This is a genomic window from Gemmatimonadales bacterium (genome assembly GCA_036279355.1).
Classification (GTDB): domain Bacteria; phylum Gemmatimonadota; class Gemmatimonadetes; order Gemmatimonadales; family GWC2-71-9; genus DASQPE01.
Map to the genome: position 1 here is coordinate 17,064 of DASUJH010000032.1, position 18,638 is coordinate 35,701.

15 protein-coding genes are annotated in these 18,638 nt (G+C 69.7%); 9 read left to right on the forward strand and 6 right to left on the reverse strand.

Going from position 1 to position 18,638, the window contains the following annotated elements:
* The first annotated feature begins 241 nt into the window (after positions 1 to 241).
* The 3 genes from VFW66_08740 (at position 242) to VFW66_08750 (ending at position 4,055) form a co-directional block, all read left to right on the forward strand.
* Complete coding sequence (locus VFW66_08740) at positions 242 to 1,459, forward strand: heparan-alpha-glucosaminide N-acetyltransferase domain-containing protein (protein HEX5386770.1); 1,218 nt, start codon at positions 242 to 244, stop codon at positions 1,457 to 1,459.
* A gap of 395 nt (positions 1,460 to 1,854) precedes the next feature.
* On the forward strand, positions 1,855 to 3,540 hold the full coding sequence (locus VFW66_08745) for a hypothetical protein (protein ID HEX5386771.1): 1,686 nt from the start codon (positions 1,855 to 1,857) through the stop codon (positions 3,538 to 3,540).
* A gap of 20 nt (positions 3,541 to 3,560) precedes the next feature.
* Positions 3,561 to 4,055 (forward strand): GNAT family N-acetyltransferase, encoded by a 495-nt coding sequence (locus tag VFW66_08750; protein HEX5386772.1) that lies wholly within the window; start codon positions 3,561 to 3,563, stop codon positions 4,053 to 4,055.
* Between the two features lie 9 nt (positions 4,056 to 4,064).
* Here the strand turns inward: VFW66_08750 and VFW66_08755 are convergent, their stop codons facing one another.
* The 5 genes from VFW66_08755 to VFW66_08775 all read right to left on the reverse strand — a co-directional run bounded on the left by VFW66_08755 (position 4,065) and on the right by VFW66_08775 (position 12,258).
* The gene (locus VFW66_08755; GenBank protein ID HEX5386773.1) at positions 4,065 to 7,610 is read right to left on the reverse strand and encodes a hypothetical protein; all 3,546 of its coding nucleotides are present in this window, start codon (positions 7,608 to 7,610) and stop codon (positions 4,065 to 4,067) included.
* Positions 7,611 to 7,805: 195 nt separating this feature from the next.
* A complete protein-coding gene (locus VFW66_08760; protein ID HEX5386774.1) occupies positions 7,806 to 8,174 on the reverse strand; it encodes a hypothetical protein in 369 nt (122 codons plus the stop codon).
* A gap of 215 nt (positions 8,175 to 8,389) precedes the next feature.
* Entirely contained in the window at positions 8,390 to 10,252 is a 1,863-nt protein-coding gene (locus tag VFW66_08765; protein HEX5386775.1) for a heavy metal translocating P-type ATPase, read from the reverse strand.
* A complete protein-coding gene (locus tag VFW66_08770) occupies positions 10,249 to 10,950 on the reverse strand; it encodes a response regulator transcription factor (GenBank protein ID HEX5386776.1) in 702 nt (233 codons plus the stop codon). The genes VFW66_08765 and VFW66_08770 overlap by 4 nt, the downstream gene beginning before the upstream one ends.
* 57 nt (positions 10,951 to 11,007) lie before the next feature.
* Complete coding sequence (locus VFW66_08775) at positions 11,008 to 12,258, reverse strand: ATP-binding protein (protein ID HEX5386777.1); 1,251 nt, start codon at positions 12,256 to 12,258, stop codon at positions 11,008 to 11,010.
* A gap of 80 nt (positions 12,259 to 12,338) precedes the next feature.
* Between VFW66_08775 and VFW66_08780 the strand changes: the two genes are divergently transcribed.
* Together VFW66_08780 and VFW66_08785 are read left to right on the forward strand one after the other, a co-directional pair.
* Positions 12,339 to 13,163, forward strand: coding sequence for a universal stress protein (locus tag VFW66_08780; GenBank protein HEX5386778.1), 825 nt, complete (start codon positions 12,339 to 12,341; stop codon positions 13,161 to 13,163).
* Between the two features lie 49 nt (positions 13,164 to 13,212).
* The gene (locus tag VFW66_08785) at positions 13,213 to 13,695 is read left to right on the forward strand and encodes a DUF2231 domain-containing protein (protein HEX5386779.1); all 483 of its coding nucleotides are present in this window, start codon (positions 13,213 to 13,215) and stop codon (positions 13,693 to 13,695) included.
* A 33-nt stretch (positions 13,696 to 13,728) separates the two neighbouring features.
* Here VFW66_08785 and VFW66_08790 read toward each other — a convergent pair whose 3' ends face one another.
* A complete protein-coding gene (locus VFW66_08790; protein ID HEX5386780.1) occupies positions 13,729 to 14,181 on the reverse strand; it encodes a cbb3-type cytochrome c oxidase subunit I in 453 nt (150 codons plus the stop codon).
* Positions 14,182 to 14,355: 174 nt separating this feature from the next.
* Between VFW66_08790 and VFW66_08795 the strand changes: the two genes are divergently transcribed.
* Genes VFW66_08795 through VFW66_08810 form a run of 4 tightly spaced genes read left to right on the forward strand, consistent with a single transcriptional unit; the run spans position 14,356 to position 18,588 of the window.
* Positions 14,356 to 14,763 carry a plastocyanin/azurin family copper-binding protein gene (locus tag VFW66_08795; GenBank protein HEX5386781.1) on the forward strand — a complete coding sequence of 136 codons (408 nt, stop codon included), beginning with the start codon at positions 14,356 to 14,358 and terminating at the stop codon, positions 14,761 to 14,763.
* A 14-nt stretch (positions 14,764 to 14,777) separates the two neighbouring features.
* A complete protein-coding gene (gene nosZ, locus VFW66_08800) occupies positions 14,778 to 16,739 on the forward strand; it encodes a Sec-dependent nitrous-oxide reductase (GenBank protein ID HEX5386782.1) in 1,962 nt (653 codons plus the stop codon).
* A complete protein-coding gene (locus VFW66_08805; protein ID HEX5386783.1) occupies positions 16,736 to 17,326 on the forward strand; it encodes a hypothetical protein in 591 nt (196 codons plus the stop codon). The genes nosZ and VFW66_08805 overlap by 4 nt, the downstream gene beginning before the upstream one ends.
* Positions 17,323 to 18,588 (forward strand): nitrous oxide reductase family maturation protein NosD, encoded by a 1,266-nt coding sequence (locus VFW66_08810; protein HEX5386784.1) that lies wholly within the window; start codon positions 17,323 to 17,325, stop codon positions 18,586 to 18,588. Before VFW66_08805 ends, VFW66_08810 begins: the two co-directional genes overlap by 4 nt.
* The last annotated feature ends 50 nt before the right edge of the window (positions 18,589 to 18,638 follow it).

The following is an 18,638-nucleotide window of genomic DNA, read 5'->3' on the forward strand; positions in this document are numbered from 1 at the left end:
GTCGTATCCTGAATGACGAGAAAGGCTCGTCAGAGGATCGCGGCAGGGGTCGCACCCGCAGCAGCCAGGATATGCCGAGCGTAGCGAACGGGCTCGGCGAGTGTGAGATGGAAGGGAACCCAAATGATGAGGATGAGGAGCCGGGTGGCGGCACGAGCCGTTCGATTGGCTGGTGCACGTGCCTCAGCGGCGCTTCCGCTAGCGTCAGTCTTCAACGGGACTCTCCAATTCTCTACCGAATGTGACAAACGCCGCGCTCACCAGCTCCGGTGCGCTCGCCACGTCCGCCGAATCCGTGGCCACGCCGAAGCGCGCCCGCATCGCGTCCGTCGACATCGTGCGCGGCATCGCCATGATCCTGATGGCGCTCGATCACACGCGAGAGTACTTCGGCGCCGCGGGGATCAACCCGACCAACCTCGCGCAAACGACGGTCCCGCTCTTCTTCACCCGCTGGATCACCCATGTCTGCGCGCCGATCTTCTTTCTGCTGACCGGCACCGGCGCGTATCTATCGCTGCGCAGAAAGTCGGTGCCTCAGCTCTCACGATTTCTGGCGACGCGTGGGCTCTGGCTGATCTTCGTGGAAGTCGTGCTGCTCCGCTGTCTCGGATGGCAGTTCAACTTCGACTATCAAGTGACGCTGCTGTTCGTCCTGTGGGCGCTCGGCTGGGCGATGATTGCGCTGTCGGTTCTGGTCTATCTCCCCGTGTCGGTCGTCGCCGCCTTCGGCCTTCTGCTGATCGCGGGCCACAATCTGCTCGACTCCGTACAGTCCACCAATCCTCTGTGGGTCATCCTGCACGCGCCCGGATTCGTGGCGGCGGCGCCACCGCACGTGGTCTTCGTCGCGTACCCGCTCGTCCCCTGGATCGGCGTGACCGCGGCGGGCTACGTGCTGGGCCAGGTGTACGCCTGGGCGCCCGAGCGGCGGAAGGCGTTTCTCTGGCGGGCGGGGCTCGCCGCCGTCGCCGCATTCGTCGTCCTCCGCGCCGTCAACGTGTACGGCGACCCCTCGCGCTGGGCCGGGCAGCGGTCCGCCATCTTCACCGCGCTCTCGTTCGTCAACACCACCAAGTACCCGCCGTCGTTGCTCTTTCTGCTGATGACGCTGGGTCCCGCCCTGCTCGCGCTCCGGGCATTCGACGGACACATGCCGAGATGGGCGCGGCCGGTCGACGTCATCGGCAAGGTGCCGATGTTCTACTTCGTGCTGCACGTGCCGCTCATCCACCTGCTCGCCGTGATCGCCTGCTACGCCCGCTACGGCGACGCGCACTGGATGTTCCAGTCGCCGGCCCTCGACCGCTACCCCATCACGCAGCCGCCGGGATGGGGGTTCTCGCTCCCGGTCGTGTACCTGATCTGGGTAGGTGTCGTGATCGCGCTGTATCCGCTGTGCCGCTGGTTCGCCGGGGTGAAGCAGCGGCGCAGCGATCCCTGGCTGAGCTATTTCTGAGCACCGCGATGCTCCTGGACGCGATACGGCCCCGACGGATGTTGCCGCGCGTATTGCTGCTGGGTGCCGCGGGAATTTCCTGTGTGGCCGTTGCAGCGTGCTCCCCAGCGCGCGACCGGCTGCCTCGCTCAGGCCCTGGAGCTCCGGGGCGAAGGCGAGCGGCGGCTTGGGCGGAAGCGGCGCCGGGATGAAGGCGGCGTATCCCTCGGGGCCGCGCTGCTGGGTGACCCAGCGGCCGGTGCGAGTGACTCTGGACGTGGGCGCCATGTTTTGATAGAGGAAATCGTTATCAAACGATAATCGACTTGCCTTTGATACCAACCCGGCTTATCCAAAGTTCGCATGTCCGCCTGGCACCGATGGCCGCCGCCGCACGGCCGGCGTATACTCCCGCCATGCCACTCCACATCCGCTCGGTCCTGATCCCCCTGCTGTTTCTCGCCACGCTCGGCGCCCCCGTCGCCGCGCAGGCCAACGCCCCCACTAAGCCCGGCGTCATGCCGACTCGCCTCACCCTTGGCGGCCCGCCGCCGCGGGTACGCACCGAGGGGGAGCTCGCCGCCTTTCTCGACGAGCTGGAGGCGCAGGAGCTGATGGTCTACGAAGCCGATGGTCTCGAGGCCTACTACCAGTGGAAAGGCGAGACCCGGCACTTTGCCGGGCCGTTCGCGCGCCTTGCCGCCGATCTGGTGAGCCGGCGCGACTACGCCGCGGTCATCGATCGCTGGCGCGGAAAGGTGAAGGACAGCACTCTCGCCCGCCGGCTCGAGCTGCACCACCGCGACTTTCTCGTCTCGCGCGTCAACCCGGCGCTCTCCATCGCGCTCGTCGATCTTCAGACCGCCATCCAGGACACCGTCGAGCAGTTACGCTTCACGGTGAACGGCGCCCGGCTCACGCGCACTGCGCTCTCGGCGCTCGTCGACACGAGCGCCGACCGATCGCTCCGCGAAGCGGCGTACCGCGCGCTGCCCCAGGTTTCCGCACACACGCGGGCGCCGATCGTGCGCGCCCTCGGCCTTCTCGACCGGATCGGCCGGCAGGAGGGATTCGCCAACGGCGCCGAGGCCGGGCTCAACAACTCGAGCCTCGAGCCGGTGCAGGTAATGCACGATCTCGAGGCGTTCGAGCAGGCGACCCGCCCCGGCTACCTCGCCATCCTCGACCGGGTGAAGCAGGATCTCGCCATCAATCGTGTCGAGCCATGGGACATCGACTACTGGCTGCACCGGCAGGAGGCCGCCGCCGGCGACCGCGCGTGGCCCAAGGACTCGGGACTCGCGCGGCTGCACGACCTCATGCACGCGATGGGATTCGCGGTGGACAGCCTGCCGATCGACATCAAGGTGTGGGACGTCCCGACCGGCGGCATCACCTTTCCAATCCGCCCGCCGCTCGAAGCCCGGTTGCTCACCAATCCATTTCCGGGCTCGCAGTTCTACGAGACGCTGTTCCACGAGTACGGCCACGCGCTCAACTTCACGCTCATGCGGCACGACCTCCCCGCCGCCTTCTTCCGGGGAGACGAAACGCCGCTTGGCGAGGGCCTGGCGGAGACGCTGGGCCATTTCGCCTACGACCACCACTGGCTCGCGCGGGCCGGCGGTGTGTCGACCGCGGACGCCGCCCGGCTCGAGGCGGTGGGCAAAATGCAGTTGCTGCTCTGGCTCCGGCGCACGATCGCGCTCAACGCCTCGGCCGAGATCACGCACTACCTGCATCCTGCCGAGGACCTGGATTCGCTCTATGCGGCCACGTACCGGCGCTACGTCGGCGTGGAGCTGCCCGCGGGTGACTACTTCGCCACGCGCGACATGTTCGCGACCGGGCCGCTTTACTTCCAGTCGTACCTCTACGCGAACATGATCGCGGCGCAGTTGCGCGAGGCGATGCGCGCGCAGTTCGGCGTGGAGGACCTGACCCGCGAGCCGCGGGTCGCGAAATGGCTCACCGAGAAGTTCTTTGCGCAGGGCGCCGCCGTTCCCTGGCCCGAAAAGATTCGGCAGGCCACCGGACACCCGCTCTCGACGGACGCGCTGGTGCGCTATCTCGCCGCGGCGGCGCCCACGACCGTACAGTAGACACCGACGGGAACCGCGGAATGAGCGAACCGTCGGATCAAGACCAGATGGTGCTGATCCGCGAGGTGACCGCGCCGCGAGAGGTCGCGCAGGTACGCTCGCTCTTCGCCGAGTACGGCGCCTCGCTCGGGTTCAGTCTCTGCTTTCAGGGTTTCGAGCAGGAGATGGCGGCGCTGCCGGGGATGTACGCCGCGCCGAGCGGGCGCCTGCTGCTCGCCACGATCCGCGGCGCGCCGGCGGGGTGCGCCGGGATGCACCGGCTGGGTGATGCCGTTGCCGAGATGAAGCGCCTCTACGTGCGGCCCGCGTTTCGCGGGCAGGGGCTCGGCCGCAGCCTCGCTGAGCGAATCGTATCGGACGCACGAGGGGCGGGATACCGCAGCATCCGCCTCGACACGGTCGTCGGCCCGATGGACGCCGCGATCGCGCTGTACCGCGAGCTCGGCTTCAGGGACATCGCGCCCTATCGCGCGAACCCGGTGCCGGGCGCGCTGCACATGGAGCTGGAACTGTAGGGCGCAGAATCACACTTGCGCGGGCGTGGAGTAGATGGCCGCCGACTCGCTCGGCGCCCCCGCCTCCACCTGCGCCGCCGCGCGCACCGCCCGGTGAACCGGGTCCGCCCCGATCGTCCCCACCAATTCGTCCAGATACGCGGGCGCGCTCACCCGCTCGAGCTCGGCCCGCGCGTGCGTGAGCCGCGCCGCGATGCCGAGCCGCGCCGCCTCCTCCCGATGACCGGCGCGCGCGAGGAACGCCGTGAGGCTCCCGACGTGCCGCTCCCAGAGCGCCACGTCCCGCGCCTGCTTCACGGCGAGACGCTCCCGGTACCAGTCGCTCACGAGCAACGACTCGCGGGTGAAGAGCGCGCGCACCTCGGGATGGTTCGCGTCCTTTCCTTGGTGGTGCCCGTGCGCCATGATCGTGAGCAGGACCTGGAGCGGCGGGCAGAGGTCGTCGATGGTGCCGTCGGCGACGTACTGCTCCGCCACCCGTTGCTGCGCCTCCACGACGTTGTCCACCCCATCGGCAAAGACCGCCGGGTCCTGGATCTCGGGCTTCAGGATCTCCTCGGTGAACACCGCGGTCGGATTGTCGAACACCCGCCCGAAGAAGTTGTGGACGAACCTCGCCGTGATCCGCCAGCCGAGCCGGCTCGCCAGCACCTTACGTCCCTCGAACTCGTAGTCCTCGAGGCGTTCGAGATGGCCCGCCTCGATGAGCTGCCTGGGGTCGCGCTCGTGGGGAAAGAGCCGGCACCAGATCTCGGGGACGAGCAGGCTGATGTCGTGGTCCACCCGGTATCGCGGCCCGATCACGCCGGCGGCCGAGCTGAACCCGGCGTAGCCTGTGAGTAGCATCGCGACCAGCGCGTTGTTGAGGTCGGCGGTCGCGGCGAGCGCGTTGAACGGTCCCTTGGTGAGCGCGCCCTCCGACCCCGCGCCCGTCGTGCTGGGCGAGCGGCCGGTGAGCGAGCAGACGTAGTCCATGAACAGCTCGGGCAACTCCTGATAGTGGATCGGCCCGAACACGCACAGTGGGCGCACGCCCGCGTCCGGCGCGTGATTGCGCCGGCCCGAGAGCACACCGATAACCGGAAAGAGCACCGACTCGTGGAGCGGCAACCGCCGATGCAGGCGCGCGCCCATCTCCGCCACGTACCGGTCGCGCGGGCGGGCCACGTCGGGCCGCACTTGCAGGTAGCGCGGATTCTTGGTGGGCTTGCCGTCCACGATCCGCGGCTCGGCCGAGCAGATGGAGTAGCCACCGTCGGTGCGGGCGGCGTTCTTCGACACGTGGCTGCGCATCGGCTGGGTGAAGGCGTCGTGGACTGCCACGTCCTCCAGGATGAGCCGCTCGTCCGCCGCCGTCAGCGGCCGGAAGTTGGAGCAGAAGAGCCCCGGCCGCGCCATGTCGTCCTCGGTCTGCCGGTCGAGGCCGGGATGGATCGCGTCGTCGGGGCGCTGAAAGAGCCGCCACTCGCAGTTCTGCGCCAGCTTGAGGCTCGGATGATCGTCGTAGTGATACGAGAGCCCGACGAGGCGCCCCGCCGGCACCACGACCGAGGCGGTGATGTCGTCCTCCATCTGCACCTTGTTGGCGGCGACGAAGTCCTGCCGCAACTTGTAGGTGCGCCACGCGCCGCTCGCCTCGCGGCCGATGCGGAGGTAGTTGGCCACGAGCCGCCGTCCCTCGTACTTGAGCTCGTGCCCCGGCGCGCCGTTGATGATGTCCACGCTGAAATGGCGCCGCCAGTCGCGGCCCCACTCCTGCCGGTAGAAGCGCTTGATCACGAACACGAGCGCGCGCACGTGGTTCGGAATGGTCTCGAGCCACGCGTTGTACTCCGGGGTGAACTCGGCAGGATTGGGTGTGAGCAGCTTGATGACCGAGCCGAGCGAGCGCTCGGGTGAAAGGAGGCGGCGCGAGGAGCCGCGGGCGGCGCCGGCGCGCAACTCGGGCAGGAGCGCATCGTCGTAGTTCCGGTCGAAGATGGCCTGGACCTGCGCCATGTCGTCGTCGAAGCTGCTCACGTAAAACGAGCCCGGCAGCACCGCGTCGGTGAGGCTCTTGCTGATCTCCGACTTGCCACCGCCCGAGACAGTGCACGGCTTGTGACAAAACGCGCCCTCCGGCACCGCGCCGATGAGCCGCCAGCTCGGCGCGGCGCGGTGCTTCACCATGCGCACCTTGTAGCCGCTCGGATGGATGTAGACGCGCCCCGGCAGGAGCTTGAGATGCTGCTCCGTGCCGCCGCTCGTCCAGCGGACGTCCTGCCGATGGACGTCGATCTCCATGTCCTCCGGCATGTAGTGGATTTCGGGATGCACCGCGTCGGTCGCGTAGCCCGACTCGTGTCGCACCGCGCGGTCGCCGAGCAGGGTGAGCACCTCCTCGTAGGTGTGGCCGGTGCTCACCATCCGCGCGAGATCGGGGACGAACCGGTCGCCCAGATTGAACGTGGCAAAGGCGAGCGCGCCGCCCGCATGCTCCTCCTCCGCGAGCCCGAACAGATTGGCGCTGTAGCCGATCTGGGTCTTCACTTCCTTCTTGCAGTAGCCGAAATAGTTGTCGGCCAGGATCGTCACCATCACGCCTTCCATGCCGCGCGAGGTGATCTTGAACGGCCGGCCATCGTTGTAGAGCTCGGCCTCGTCGGTCCAGCACATGCCGGCGGCACGCTCCGCATCGGTGGCACGGCTCGCGTGCGGGAGGCCGAGATCGATCTTCCGGAGCCGGGTGAGATGGGGCGCCAGGATCACGCAGCCGCTGTGGCCGGTCCAGCCATCGACGTCGAGCGCTGCGTCGTTGGCCGGCAGGTACGGGTCGCCCGCATTGGCAAAGATGCTCTCGACGAAATCGAGGTTCGACACGAGGCCGCCGGGCACGAAGAAGCGGACCTCGGTGCGCTTTTCGGGTGAGACGTTGGGGACCGCGGGACAGACGAGCGGCCGGAGGAGCAGCGAGACCATGGTCTCGGCCGGCTCCGCCCAGTCGGCCGAAAAGGGAAGGCGGGTGAGGTGTGCCGGCGGGCGCAGCGCCTCTTTGAGCAGGCGCAGATACGCCACGAGCGGCACGCGCACCTTGTCCCCGGGAATCGGCAGCCCGCCCTCGGCCACGTGGAAGACGCCCTGCGTGGTGCGCCGATCGTTGATCGGATTGTGGAGCACGCCATTGTCGAGGCGATAGCTCGAGACCAGCTCGTTGTGCCACTCGTTTCCGTCGAGGGGCAGCGAGAGCTCGCGCGCGAGCCCGTACCGATCGAGGATCAGCGTTTCGGCGGGAAGGCGGATCGGATCGGAAAACCCCGCGGCCGCGCGCAGCCAATCGATGTAGTCCTGGATGCGGCGGTCGGCGGGGCAGAGGTGCTCCGAGAGGAGCCGGGTCTGCTCGCGGTAGCGGGCAAAGAGATCGCCGGCCAGGTGAAGCGCGTCGGCGTCGCCTGCGTCCATTGGTACCTGGACGCCCATCGCCGCCAGCTTGAGCAGGATCGAGCGGATCGCGGTCCGCCGCTCCGGCAGCCACGGGGTGCCGTCGGGCCTGAGTCCCACCGAACGCTCGAGATCCATTGTCGCGCCTCCTTGCCGCGAGTTCGTTTGATGCACTGCATCAATGTCTCCCGGATTTGCGCGTCCGTCAAATCGCCGTGGAGATGGTGGGGGCACCAAACGCCGAACCCCGCTTCGACTTGGGGCATCGAGCGGGGTTCGCGAGTGGCGGGTGTCTGATGCCGCGGGGGCGCCTCCCCCGCGGTGTGCGGGCGTTCAGCGCCGCAACGAAATGGCCGCAACGGCAAGAAGGCTCACGCCGGTCACGGCGAGCAGGACGTCGCGGGCGGCCCGACGGCGAACAAACGTCGTCCCGTTGCGGGTGGCGGGAGCGGGTTGCAGGTGGGCGACGGCCGGCCCGCGCTGAGCTCGTTCGGGCGCCGCGATGCGCGGCGCGGCGGCGGCCGGACGCACCGGATCGTCCGGCGGCGCGGGCGTCGGGTCGCTGTCATGGACGTAGAGCCCTTCCAGCATGAGGCGGCGTTCGCGCGGACTCAGGGCGGGGTCGTGCAGGATGTCACCGACGATGGTGCTGGCGAGATCGGGTGTCCCGGTTTGCTGTTCCCACTGCAACGTGCTCGACATGTTCACCACTTAGGGTGTGGGTGCGCTGCTGTCGGTGAACGCCGGCGACGCGGCGCGGCGACCCGGGACGTGCCCGGGCCGGGATTCCGCCGAATGCGGCGATGGGTTCGGGAGCGGCGAAGGATAGCGAGCGGTACGCGGGGGGACCATACGTCGGGTGGGTGAGGCTATGTCTCGTGCGCGCGGGGGCGTGGCGGCAACGACCGCCGCGCACATCACAAACGTGACGAGGCGGCCGCGGCGGCCGCCCGCGCGGGGGCCGCTGTCCGCAGTGCATTGAGGATGACGGCCACGTCGATCAACTCCTGCAGCAGTGCGCCCGCGGTGGGCGGGATGTCTCCGGCGGCCGCGAACCCCATTGCCACGCCACTCAGGCCGAGGCCCACCCAGATGCTCTGACGCGCGATGCGCATTGTGCGGCGGCTGATCGCGATGGCCTCGGCGATGCGCGTGGGGTCGTCGGCGAGCACGACGGCATCGGCCGCTTCGGCCGTGATGCCGCCCCCGCCCGACGCGAGCGCGATGCCCACGGTCGCGGTGCTGAGCGCCGGCGCATCGTTGGTTCCGTCGCCCACCATGAGCACACGCTCGCCCGCCTTCACCAGCGCCTGCACGCGCGCGACCTTGTCCTCCGGAAGGAGGTCCCCTTCCGCCGCGTCCATACCCACGGCGCGCGCTACGCTCTCGGCGTTTGCCTGGGAGTCGCCGGAGAGGAGCAGCGTGCGCCGTAGGCCGAGTCGGCGGAGCCGCGCGAAGAACTCCGGGAGCCCGGGGCGGACGGCATCGGCGTACTCGACGATCCCCGCGGCGCGCCCCTCGACCGCGACGTAGGCGCGGAGCCCGGCGCCGTCCGGATGCACGGCCGCGAGGTCCGGCTCCGCGCGCGGGTACCGCTTGGTGATGAAGGCCCAGCCTCCGACGGCGACCGCGCGCCCGTCCACCTCGCCCGCGATGCCCTGGCCGGGCGTCTCGACCACGGTGTGCGCATCCGCGAGCGAGATGCCGCCCGCCGTGGCGGCCTCCACCAGCGTGCGCGCCAGCAGGTGACTCGAGCCGTGCTCGACCGGGGCGGCGAGCCGGAGGAGCTCGGGCTCGGTGAAGGGCGGTACTGCGATCACGCGCGCCACGCGCGGCCGCCCGATCGTGAGGGTGCCGGTCTTGTCGAACACGCCCACCGAGACGCCGCCGAGCTGCTCGAGCGCCGTGCCGTGGCGGAAGATTATTTGCCGACGGGCCGCCCGGTTGATCCCGCCCACCACCGCGACGGGCGCCGCCAGGATGAGCGGACAGGGCGTCGCCACGACGAGCACGGCGAGCACCCGGATAGGGTCGTGCGAGGCGACGTACGCGAGCGCGCAGACGGCGAGCGTGAAGGGCGTGAACCAGACCGCGTAGCGGTCGGCCAGGCGCTGGAGCGGCGCCTTGCTCGCCTGCGCGCTCCGAACGAGATCCACGATGCGGGCGTACCGGCTCTCGCCCGCGGGCGCCAGGACCCGGAGCGTGAGCGGGCCCTCGAGGTTCAGCATTCCGCTCGAGAGCTGCGTTCCCGCTTCCGCGCTCCGCGGCAGCGGCTCGCCGGTGAGGCGTGAGGTATCCACATGCGACCGGCCGCCTACCACGACGCCGTCGCACGGTACCAGCTCGCCGGGGCGCACCAGGACCAGCTCGCCGGCGGCGATCGATTCGGCGGGCACATCCGCCGCGCCACTCGGCGTGACGCGGTGTGCGAGGCGGGGCGCGGCCTCCTCGAGCTGCCGCACCGCGTCCGAGGCGCGCCCCTGCGCGTAGCGCTCGAGCGCCTCGCCGCCGGTCTGCATCAACACGACGATGAGGCCCGGGAGCGGATCGCGCAGCGCCACCGCCGCCACGATCGCGAGCGTGGCCACGAGGTCCGCCGCGAAACGCCGGAGGAAGATGCCGCGCAGCGTGCCCCAGACGACCGGAGCGCCAGTCAGGAGGAGCCCCGCCATCCAGATCCGGGCCGTCCACGCCGGCGCGATGCCGAAGCGGGCCGCGAGGCCCGCGATGATGAATGCGAAGGGGGCCGCGGGGAGCGCGCCGCCCCACCCGCGGGTCACGCGCCGGCCGCCTCCTCCGCCGGATCGGCTCCCCGGCGAAGACTGAAGCCCACACCGCGCACCGTCTGGATGAGGGGCTCGCCGGACGTCGCCGAAAGCTTGCGCCGGAGATTGCCGACGTGGACGTCCACGACGTTGCTCTCGGGATCGAAGTGCATGTCCCACACCTTCTCGAGCAGCGTGGTGCGCCGCACGACCTCCTCCGGATGGAGCAGGAAGTGCTCGAGGAGCTGGAACTCCTTGGGTGTGAGGTCCAGCGGCTTGTCGCGCGCGGTGGCGCGGTGGCGCAGGCGGTCGAGGGTGACGGGACCGTAGCGGAGCACGTCGAGTCGCTCGGCGCCGCCGCGGCGGTGCAGCGCGCGAAGGCGGGCGAGCAGCTCGTCGAAGCGGAACGGCTTGGACAGGTAGTCGTCGGCGCCGGCATCGAGGCCGCGCACCACGTCCTCGGTCGCGTCGCGCGAGGTGAGCATGAGGATGGGGGTCCGGCGCCCCTCGCGCCGGAGCTCGGTGGCAACCTGGAAGCCATTCTTCTTGGGGAGGACGACGTCGAGCAGGATGACGTCGTATTCGTACACGTGCGCCAGCATCGTCGCCTCGTCGCCGTCGGGCGCCACGTCGACGACGTGGCCTTCCTCCTTGAGGCCCTGCTCGATGAAGCCCGCGACCTTCCGGTCGTCCTCGACCACGAGAACCTTCATGGGGCAAAACCTACCCGGGTCTCATGAATCTGGTCCGAAGCCCTCTTGAAGAACTCTTCATTCGCTCGCGCCCGCAGGCAGCTCGAGCACGAAGCAGCCGCCCCGTCCGGGCCGCGCGACGGCGCGGAGCTCGCCGCCGAGCAGCCGGGCCAGCCGGCGAGACAGCGGCAGGCCGAGCCCCACTCCATGTCCCTCGTCGGTGGCCCTGGTGACGTAGATGTCGAAAATCCGCTCGACGTCGTCCGGCGCGATGCCGGCTCCCTGATCCTCGATGGAGAACACGATCATGCCTCCGGCCGCGGCCGCGGAAATGCACACCTCGGTGGCTTCGGGCGCGTGGCGGATCGCATTACCGAGAATGTTCACCAGAATCTGCTCGAGCCGGCTGGCATCGGTGCGGCAGGTCGGAAGCTCCGGCGCGAACTCTGTTGCGAGCGTGGAGCGCCGCGCCTCGGCGGCCGGCGTGACGCGGCCGATGGCGCGCCGCACGACGGCGGTGGGGTCCACCGCGCGGATCACCGGCCGCAACCGGTCCTCGTCCAGCCGGCTCAGGTCGAGCAGATCGTTGATGAGCTTCACCGCCTGCTCGGCCGAATCGAGCACCTCGAACGCGGCGGCGGGCACCGTCGTCGGGTCCTTCTTGCGCACCAGCATTTCGGCCCAGCCGTAGGTCGCGGCGAGCGCGTTCCGCAGCTCGTGGTTCACCATGGCGAAGAAGCGCTCCCGCAGCCGGTGGAGCTGCTGCACTTCCTCCAGCAGGCGCGCGCTGTCCTCGTGCAGCCGCGCGTTCTCCACGGCGGCCGCGATCTGCGCGGCGAGCAGCACGATGACGCGCTCGTCGTCGTCGGTGAACTCGCCGCCGCCCAGCTTCTCGGTGAGATAGAGATTGCCGAAGATTCCCCGCCTTCCGACGATGGGCGCGCCGAGAAACGAGTGCATGGGCGGATGGTGGGGCGGAAATCCATAGGAGTCCGGATGCCGCGTGAGGTCGGGAAGCCGGATGACCCGCGCCTCGCGGATCACGAGACCCAGGATGCCGTGTCCCTTGGGCGGCGGCCCGATCAGGGCCCGCTCCTCCGGCGTGATGCCGTGGGTGGTGAAGCTCTCCAGCAGCCTGCCGTCGGGCGCCAGCACGCCGATGGCGGCGTACCGCGCGCCGATCACCTCGGCCGCGATGTTGACGGTCTGCTCCAGCACCCCGTGGAGCGAAAGCTCCGAGGCGAGGAGCGCGCCTGCGGCCACGAGCTTCTCGAGCCGTGCCCGCGCGGCGTCGGCGCTGATCGGTGCGTCGGGAGTTCTGGTGGGCATGGGCCAATTCTAATCGCTTTCATCGTTCCTTCATGTCCGCCTCGCGATGCTTCCATCGAACGCAGAATCGTGAGGTGGAAATGGAGCTCGTAGTCGCCGCGGACGCGTCGGAGCCGAGCCGGGTCGCGATCCGGACGGCGCTCCGCTGGGGGGCGCGCGCGGGCGCGCGGACGACGATCCTCAGCGTGGGCGAGCCGCGCGCGACGCCGGCGCTCGCGGCAATCGGCGGGGCGGAAGCCGCCTTTGGCCGGAGCCTCGTGTCCGAAGGTATCGACCGCTGGCTGCAATCGGAGCTCGACCGCGAGCCAACGTGGGCGGCGCCGGCCTGCGCGGCCGCGGTGGGCGTCCCGAGCATCGAGATCGCGCGGTTCGCCGAGGAGGCGAAAGCCGATCTGCTGGTGCTCGGACGGAAGGAGCGCTCCGCGGCGACGCGCCTTCTCGTCGGCGACACCGCCGATGCCGTGGCCCGGCGGAGCACCGTCCCCTTCCTCTTCGTCCCGGGCCCGCTCGGCGTTCCCGAGCGGCTGCTCGTGGCGCTCGACGGGACCGAGCGCGGCTACCGGGTGTACCCGGCCGCCCGGCGGATCGCGGACGCGATCGGCGCCGCGCTGGACGTCGTCACGGTCGAGCCGGCCCGCGGCGACGAGCCGCCGGAGCTCGCCGCGTCGGTGCCGTCGGCCCGCAGCCTGAGCCTGGCAGAGTCATTGGGCGGCGACGGCGCCGCGCTCCGGATCCGCCGCGGTGCAGCGGTGCGCGAAATCCTCGCGGAAATCGACGCGACCGGCGCGCGCACGTTGGTCGTCGGATATCGCCGGGGCGGGCCGCCGGGCGTGCTCGAGGCGGGGAGCGTCGCGCGCCAGCTTGCCCACCGCGCGCCATGCGCGGTGCTCGGGATTCCGCTCTGAACGCGGAGCCGGACTCCACAGCACCACTCACCGGGAGGATTCGCGCCGTATGAACCTGGTCCACGTCCACCTCATGCTGACCCACGTCCCCGTGCTCGGCGTGCTGTTCGGCACGCTCGTCCTGCTCGCCGCCGTCCCGCGTCGCAACGACACGCTCCGGCGGACGGCGCTGGTCGTCTTCGTGATCGCGGGCATTGCGGCGTGGGCGACGTACCTCACCGGCGAGCCGGCGGAGCACGCCGTCGAGCACGTGCCCGGCATCAGCGAGGCGATCATCGATCGCCATGAAGATGCGGCGCTCGTCGCGACGATCGGGGCCACGATCCTCGGCCTCATCGCATTGGCCGGGCTGGTCCTTTATCGGGCCGGCAGGGCCATCGCGAACGGCTTTGCCGGCCTTTCACTCGTGGCCGGCATCGCCGTGACCGCCCTGATGATCTGGACCGCCAACCTCGGCGGGCAGATCAGGCACCCCGAGATCCGGTCGGGCGCGCAGGTCGTCGCGCCCGCCGACTCGCCCGACCGGGACTGACGCGCGGGCGGCCGCGGCCGCCGCGCCGTCCGCCTACGGCCCCGGCCGCTCCTCCCGCGCGCGGGCGCCGGGCGAGCGGATCCGGGGCCAAAGGTTGTAGAAGAACACCGCAAGCCCCGCAATCTGGCCGATCCCGGCGAGCGCGACCGCCCAGCGCGCGCCCGCGCTGCCAACCGCTGTCCGCGTCACCTCGCCGAAGGCGCGCACCGCCGTGGACGCGGTCACGAGCCAGTAGGCCAACCCTGCGAGCTCGGGCCGGTAGCGCACGTCCTCCCGCGCCGGCCGCGGAAACATCCAGAGCGCCACCCCCATCACCATCATCAGCACGAACCCGACGAGCAGCAGGTGCGTGTGCGCGCTCACGAGATAGGGCGTCGGATACCGCCCGTAGAGCTCGCGGCGAACGATCATCCAGCCGCCGAGCAGGAGGCCCAGAAGGAGGAACACGATTGCGGTCTTGAGATAGCGGCGGACGAGCGGATTCACGGACGTTCCGAGCCTCCCCGGCCGGCGAGAAGTATGAAGAGACCTTCCTGCGCGCTTCATCGCCGTGTGTACCGGCGCGGATCATACTACCACCGTCCCGAGAAGCACGGAACGCGACGCGCACGCGAGAAAGGTCGAACGATGATGCCCCTGCACCGGTCCCGAGTCATCCCGATGACCCTGGCAGTCCTCGCCGCCTGCGGCGGTCAAAGGCCGGCGGACGCCCCATCCGACACGCCCGCCGCGCCGGCGGCGGCGGCAGAGCCGGCGGCGGTGCCCACCGGCAAGGTGATCGAGGTGAAGGCGATCAGCGACGACCAGGGAAACTACTTCTCGCCGAAAGAGATCGAAGCCCATCCGGGCGACCTGCTCCGGTTCACGCTGGTGAGCGGCGTGCACAACGTGCACTTCGCGGCCGAGAAGAATCCGGGCGCCGAGGGGCTGCCCCCCGCGAGCGAGATGCTGCAGCTCCCCGGCCAGACGCTCGACATCCCCGTCAACCTGAAGCCTGGCGAGTACCACTTTCAATGCGACCCGCACGCGGCGCTCGGCATGACGGGCGAGCTCGAGGTCGAGGACTGAAAGGAGAGCGTCGTATGTCCCGCGTCGCAGGATTGACCGTTGCGCTCGCCGTGGCCGGTCTGGCCGGCTGCGGCGGCATCAAGCCGGTTCCCCCGGGTCAGCACGCCATGGCGACGGCCGACGTCCGGAACGCCGCTCTCGCCACGTACATCAAGCCGGGTGATCTGGACACCTACTATCTGTTCTACTCCGGCGGCCACTCCGGCCAGGTGTACGTGGCGGGCGTGCCGTCGATGCGCCATATCGCCACGATTCCGGTGTTCGCTCCCTATCCGGGCACCGGGTATGGGTACGACGAAGAGAGCCGGCGGATGCTCGGCGGCTTCACCTGGGGCGACGTGCACCATCCGGCGCTCTCCAAGACCGACGGCGACTACGACGGGCGCTGGCTCTTCGTCAACGACAACGCGAACAACCGGATCGCGCGGATCGACCTGCGCGACTTCAAGACCCGGCAGATCCTCGGGCCCATCCCGAACACGATGGGCAATCACGGCTCGTCCATGGTCACCAACAACACGGAGTACGTGCTGGTCGCGACCCGATTCTCGGTGCCGTGGGCCTCGGAGTACGCGCCGCTCGAGGAGTACGCGACGAAGTTCCATGGCGCGGTTACCGGCATCAGGATCGACCCGAAGGACGGCACGATGAGCGTCGGGTGGCAGATCATGACGCCGCCGTTCGACTGGGACCTGGGCGCCACGGGCAAGGGCGCCTCCGACGGGTGGGCGTTCTGGACGTCGTACAACTCCGAGCGCGCCACCGGCAAACTGGAGCAGACCGCATCCCGCAAGGATCGGGACTACATCGCCGTGGTGAACTGGAAGGCGGCGGAGCAGGCGATGCGGGCCGGCAAGACCGCCCCGGTGGTCGGCGTCCCGATGATCGACCCGGCCAAGGTGCCCGGAGTCATGTATCTGCTGCCCTGCGGGAAGAGCCCGCACGGCGTGGATGTGGATCCGAGCGGCGACTACGTCATCTGCTCCGGCAAGCTCCAGCCCACGTCGACGGTCTTTTCGTTCGCCCGGATCCGGGACGCCATCGCCCGGCGGGAGTTCAGCGGCAACGAAGACGGCATTCCGGTGATCCGGTACGAGTCGGCGCTGATGCTGGAGGTGCCGGTGGGCCTCGGTCCGCTGCACACCCAGTTCGACGGGAAGGGCTACGCCTACACGTCGCTCTACGTCGAGAGCGCGATCGCCAAGTGGAAGCTCCCGCCCTACGCCCCGGGCGTCGATCCAAAGTCGCTCGTGGTGGACAAGATTCCGGTGCAGTTCAACGTCGGACACCTGGTGGTGGCCGGCGGGGATACGCGGCACCCCCAGGGCACTTACCTCGTCGCGATGAACAAGATGTCGAGGGGACGGCACCTCAACGTCGGGCCCTCGATTCCGGAGAGCTCGCAGCTCATCGACATCACCGGCGAAAAGATGACGATGATCTACGAGGCGTACACCGATCCCGAGCCGCACTTCGCGCAGCTGGTACGCCGCGAGGTCCTCAAGCCGATCGAGTTCTACCCGAAGGAGGAGAGCCGCGATCCCAACGCGGTCTGGCAGCCGAAGGACGCGAAGGTGACGCGGAACGCCGCCACGCACACCGTCGAGGGGAAGGTGTACGCGATCCGGAGCTTCTACGAGCCCAGCCGCATCCAGGTGCAGGAGGGCGACACCGTGATCCTCCACATCACCAATGCGGAGCAGGAGCGGGATGAGATCCACGGATTCGGCATCACCGCGTTCGACCGGAACGTCGTGGTGGACCCCGGCGAGACCAAGACGGTGAAGCTCGTCGCGCGGAAGTCCGGGGTGTACCCCTATTACTGCACCAACTTCTGCTCGGCGCTGCACCAGGAGATGCAGGGCTACCTCGAGGTGGTGCCGGCGGGGCGGATGATGGCGCTCTACACCGGCAACCAGGGTGAGATGCACGCGGCACCGCCGCGGGACCTGGCGGTGCAGGAGGAGACGCAATGACCCGGCTCGTGCGCGGCCGCCGCCGCCTGCTGCTCGTGACCGCCGCCATTATGACCGCGGCGGCGATCTTTCTCCCGCTCTGGGGGATGACGCTCGTGAGCACGCAGTACCCGGATGGTCTCCGGATGGTCGTGTACCCCGACCACATCCGGGGCGACATCACGGAGATCAACATGCTGAACCACTACATCGGCATGACGCCGATCTCGGACGGCCTGTTCCTCGAGCTGAGGCTCCTGCCGATCGGCTTCGCGATCGTGGCCGCCGCGTGCGTGGCCGCGGCGTTCGTCCGGCGACTCTGGGCCGTGGTGCTTCCGCTCGCGCTCATGGCGGCGCTCGCCGGGTACGGGCTCTGGTCGATGACGTCGCGCCTCTACCAGTTCGGGCACGACCTCGACCCGCGGGCCGCGATCCACATCGCGCCGTTCACTCCGCCCATGCTCGGCATGAACCAGATCGCCCAGTTCGCGAGCTACGCGTACTTCTCGTGGGGCACGTTCCTGCCCCTCGTGGCCGGCGCCCTCGTGACGCTGGTGCTGATGAGCGATGTGCGTGGCGCGGGGCCGCGCACCGGGAGCAAGACGTGAACCCGCTCGCCGCGCTTGCCGCGCTCGCGCTCGCCGGCACCGGGGGCGACGCGCCCCGGATGCTGGTCGTGGGTCCCGGCGGATTCGCATCGGTGGGCGCGGCGCTCGGCGCGGCACGCCCCGGCGACACCGTCCGGGTGCGCGCCGGCCGCTATCGGGAACGGATCGTCATCACGCGGCCGGTGACCCTCCTCGGCGACCCCGGCGCCATCCTCGACGGCGCGCGCTCGGGCACCGTGGTCACGATCAGTGCGGATTCGGTGACGATTGCCGGCTTTACCCTGCGGGGGAGCGGCCGCTCGCTCGATCGGGACGAGGCGGTGGTCAAGCTGGTGAAGGTGCGCGGCGCGACGGTGCGGGACAACATGATCGAAGATCCGTTGCACGGCATCTATCTGCTCGAGACCCACGGCTCCGAGATCGCACGCAATCGGATCACCGGGGCCGCGGACCTCGCCGAGTCCTCGCGCGGCAACGGAATCCACCTCTTCGGTTCGACCGGCAACCGCATCACCGCGAACCACATCGCCGGAACGCGCGACGGGATCTACTTCTCCTTCGCGAGCGGCAATACGGTTGCCGGCAACGAGGTGACCGGCGTGCGCTACGGCCTGCACTACATGTACTCCGACGACAACGTGTTCGAGCGGAACACCTTTGCGCGGAACGCGGCCGGCGCCGCGATCATGTTCTCGAAGCGGATCACGTTCCGCGAGAACGTGTTCGCGCGGCACGTCGGCTACCGCGCCTACGGCATCCTGCTGCAGACGGCGGAGCAGGTGGTGGCGGAGCGGAATCGGATCGAGGGCAACCTCACCGGGCTCTTCCTCGACGGCGCGACGCATGGGATCTTCCGGGAGAATCTCGTCGCGGGCAACGGCATCGGAGTGGACCTCCTGGCGAGCGCCGAGGGGAACACGTTCACCGGCAACGTATTCGCGGACAATCGCGTGGCCGTGCGCAAGGTGCTCGGCACGGGCGAGAACGCGTGGGCGCTCGACGGGCGCGGCAATTTCTGGAGCGATCCCCGCGTATTCGACCTCGACCGCGACGGCGTCGGCGACCGGCCCTACCGCGCAGGCGACGCGTACGCGACGCTCGCCGCCGCGCGCCCGGCGCTCGATCTCTTTTCCGGCACGCTCGCGGCGCGCGCCCTCTCGTGGGCGGAGGACGCGTTTCCCGTGTTCGACGTGCCGCGGGTGGAGGATCCGCGCCCGCTGGTCCGGCGGCCGGCCGCGGCACCGGTGGAGGGCGCGCGATGATCGCGTACGAGCAATTCACCAAGCGCTTCGGCGCCGTCCTCGCGGCCGAT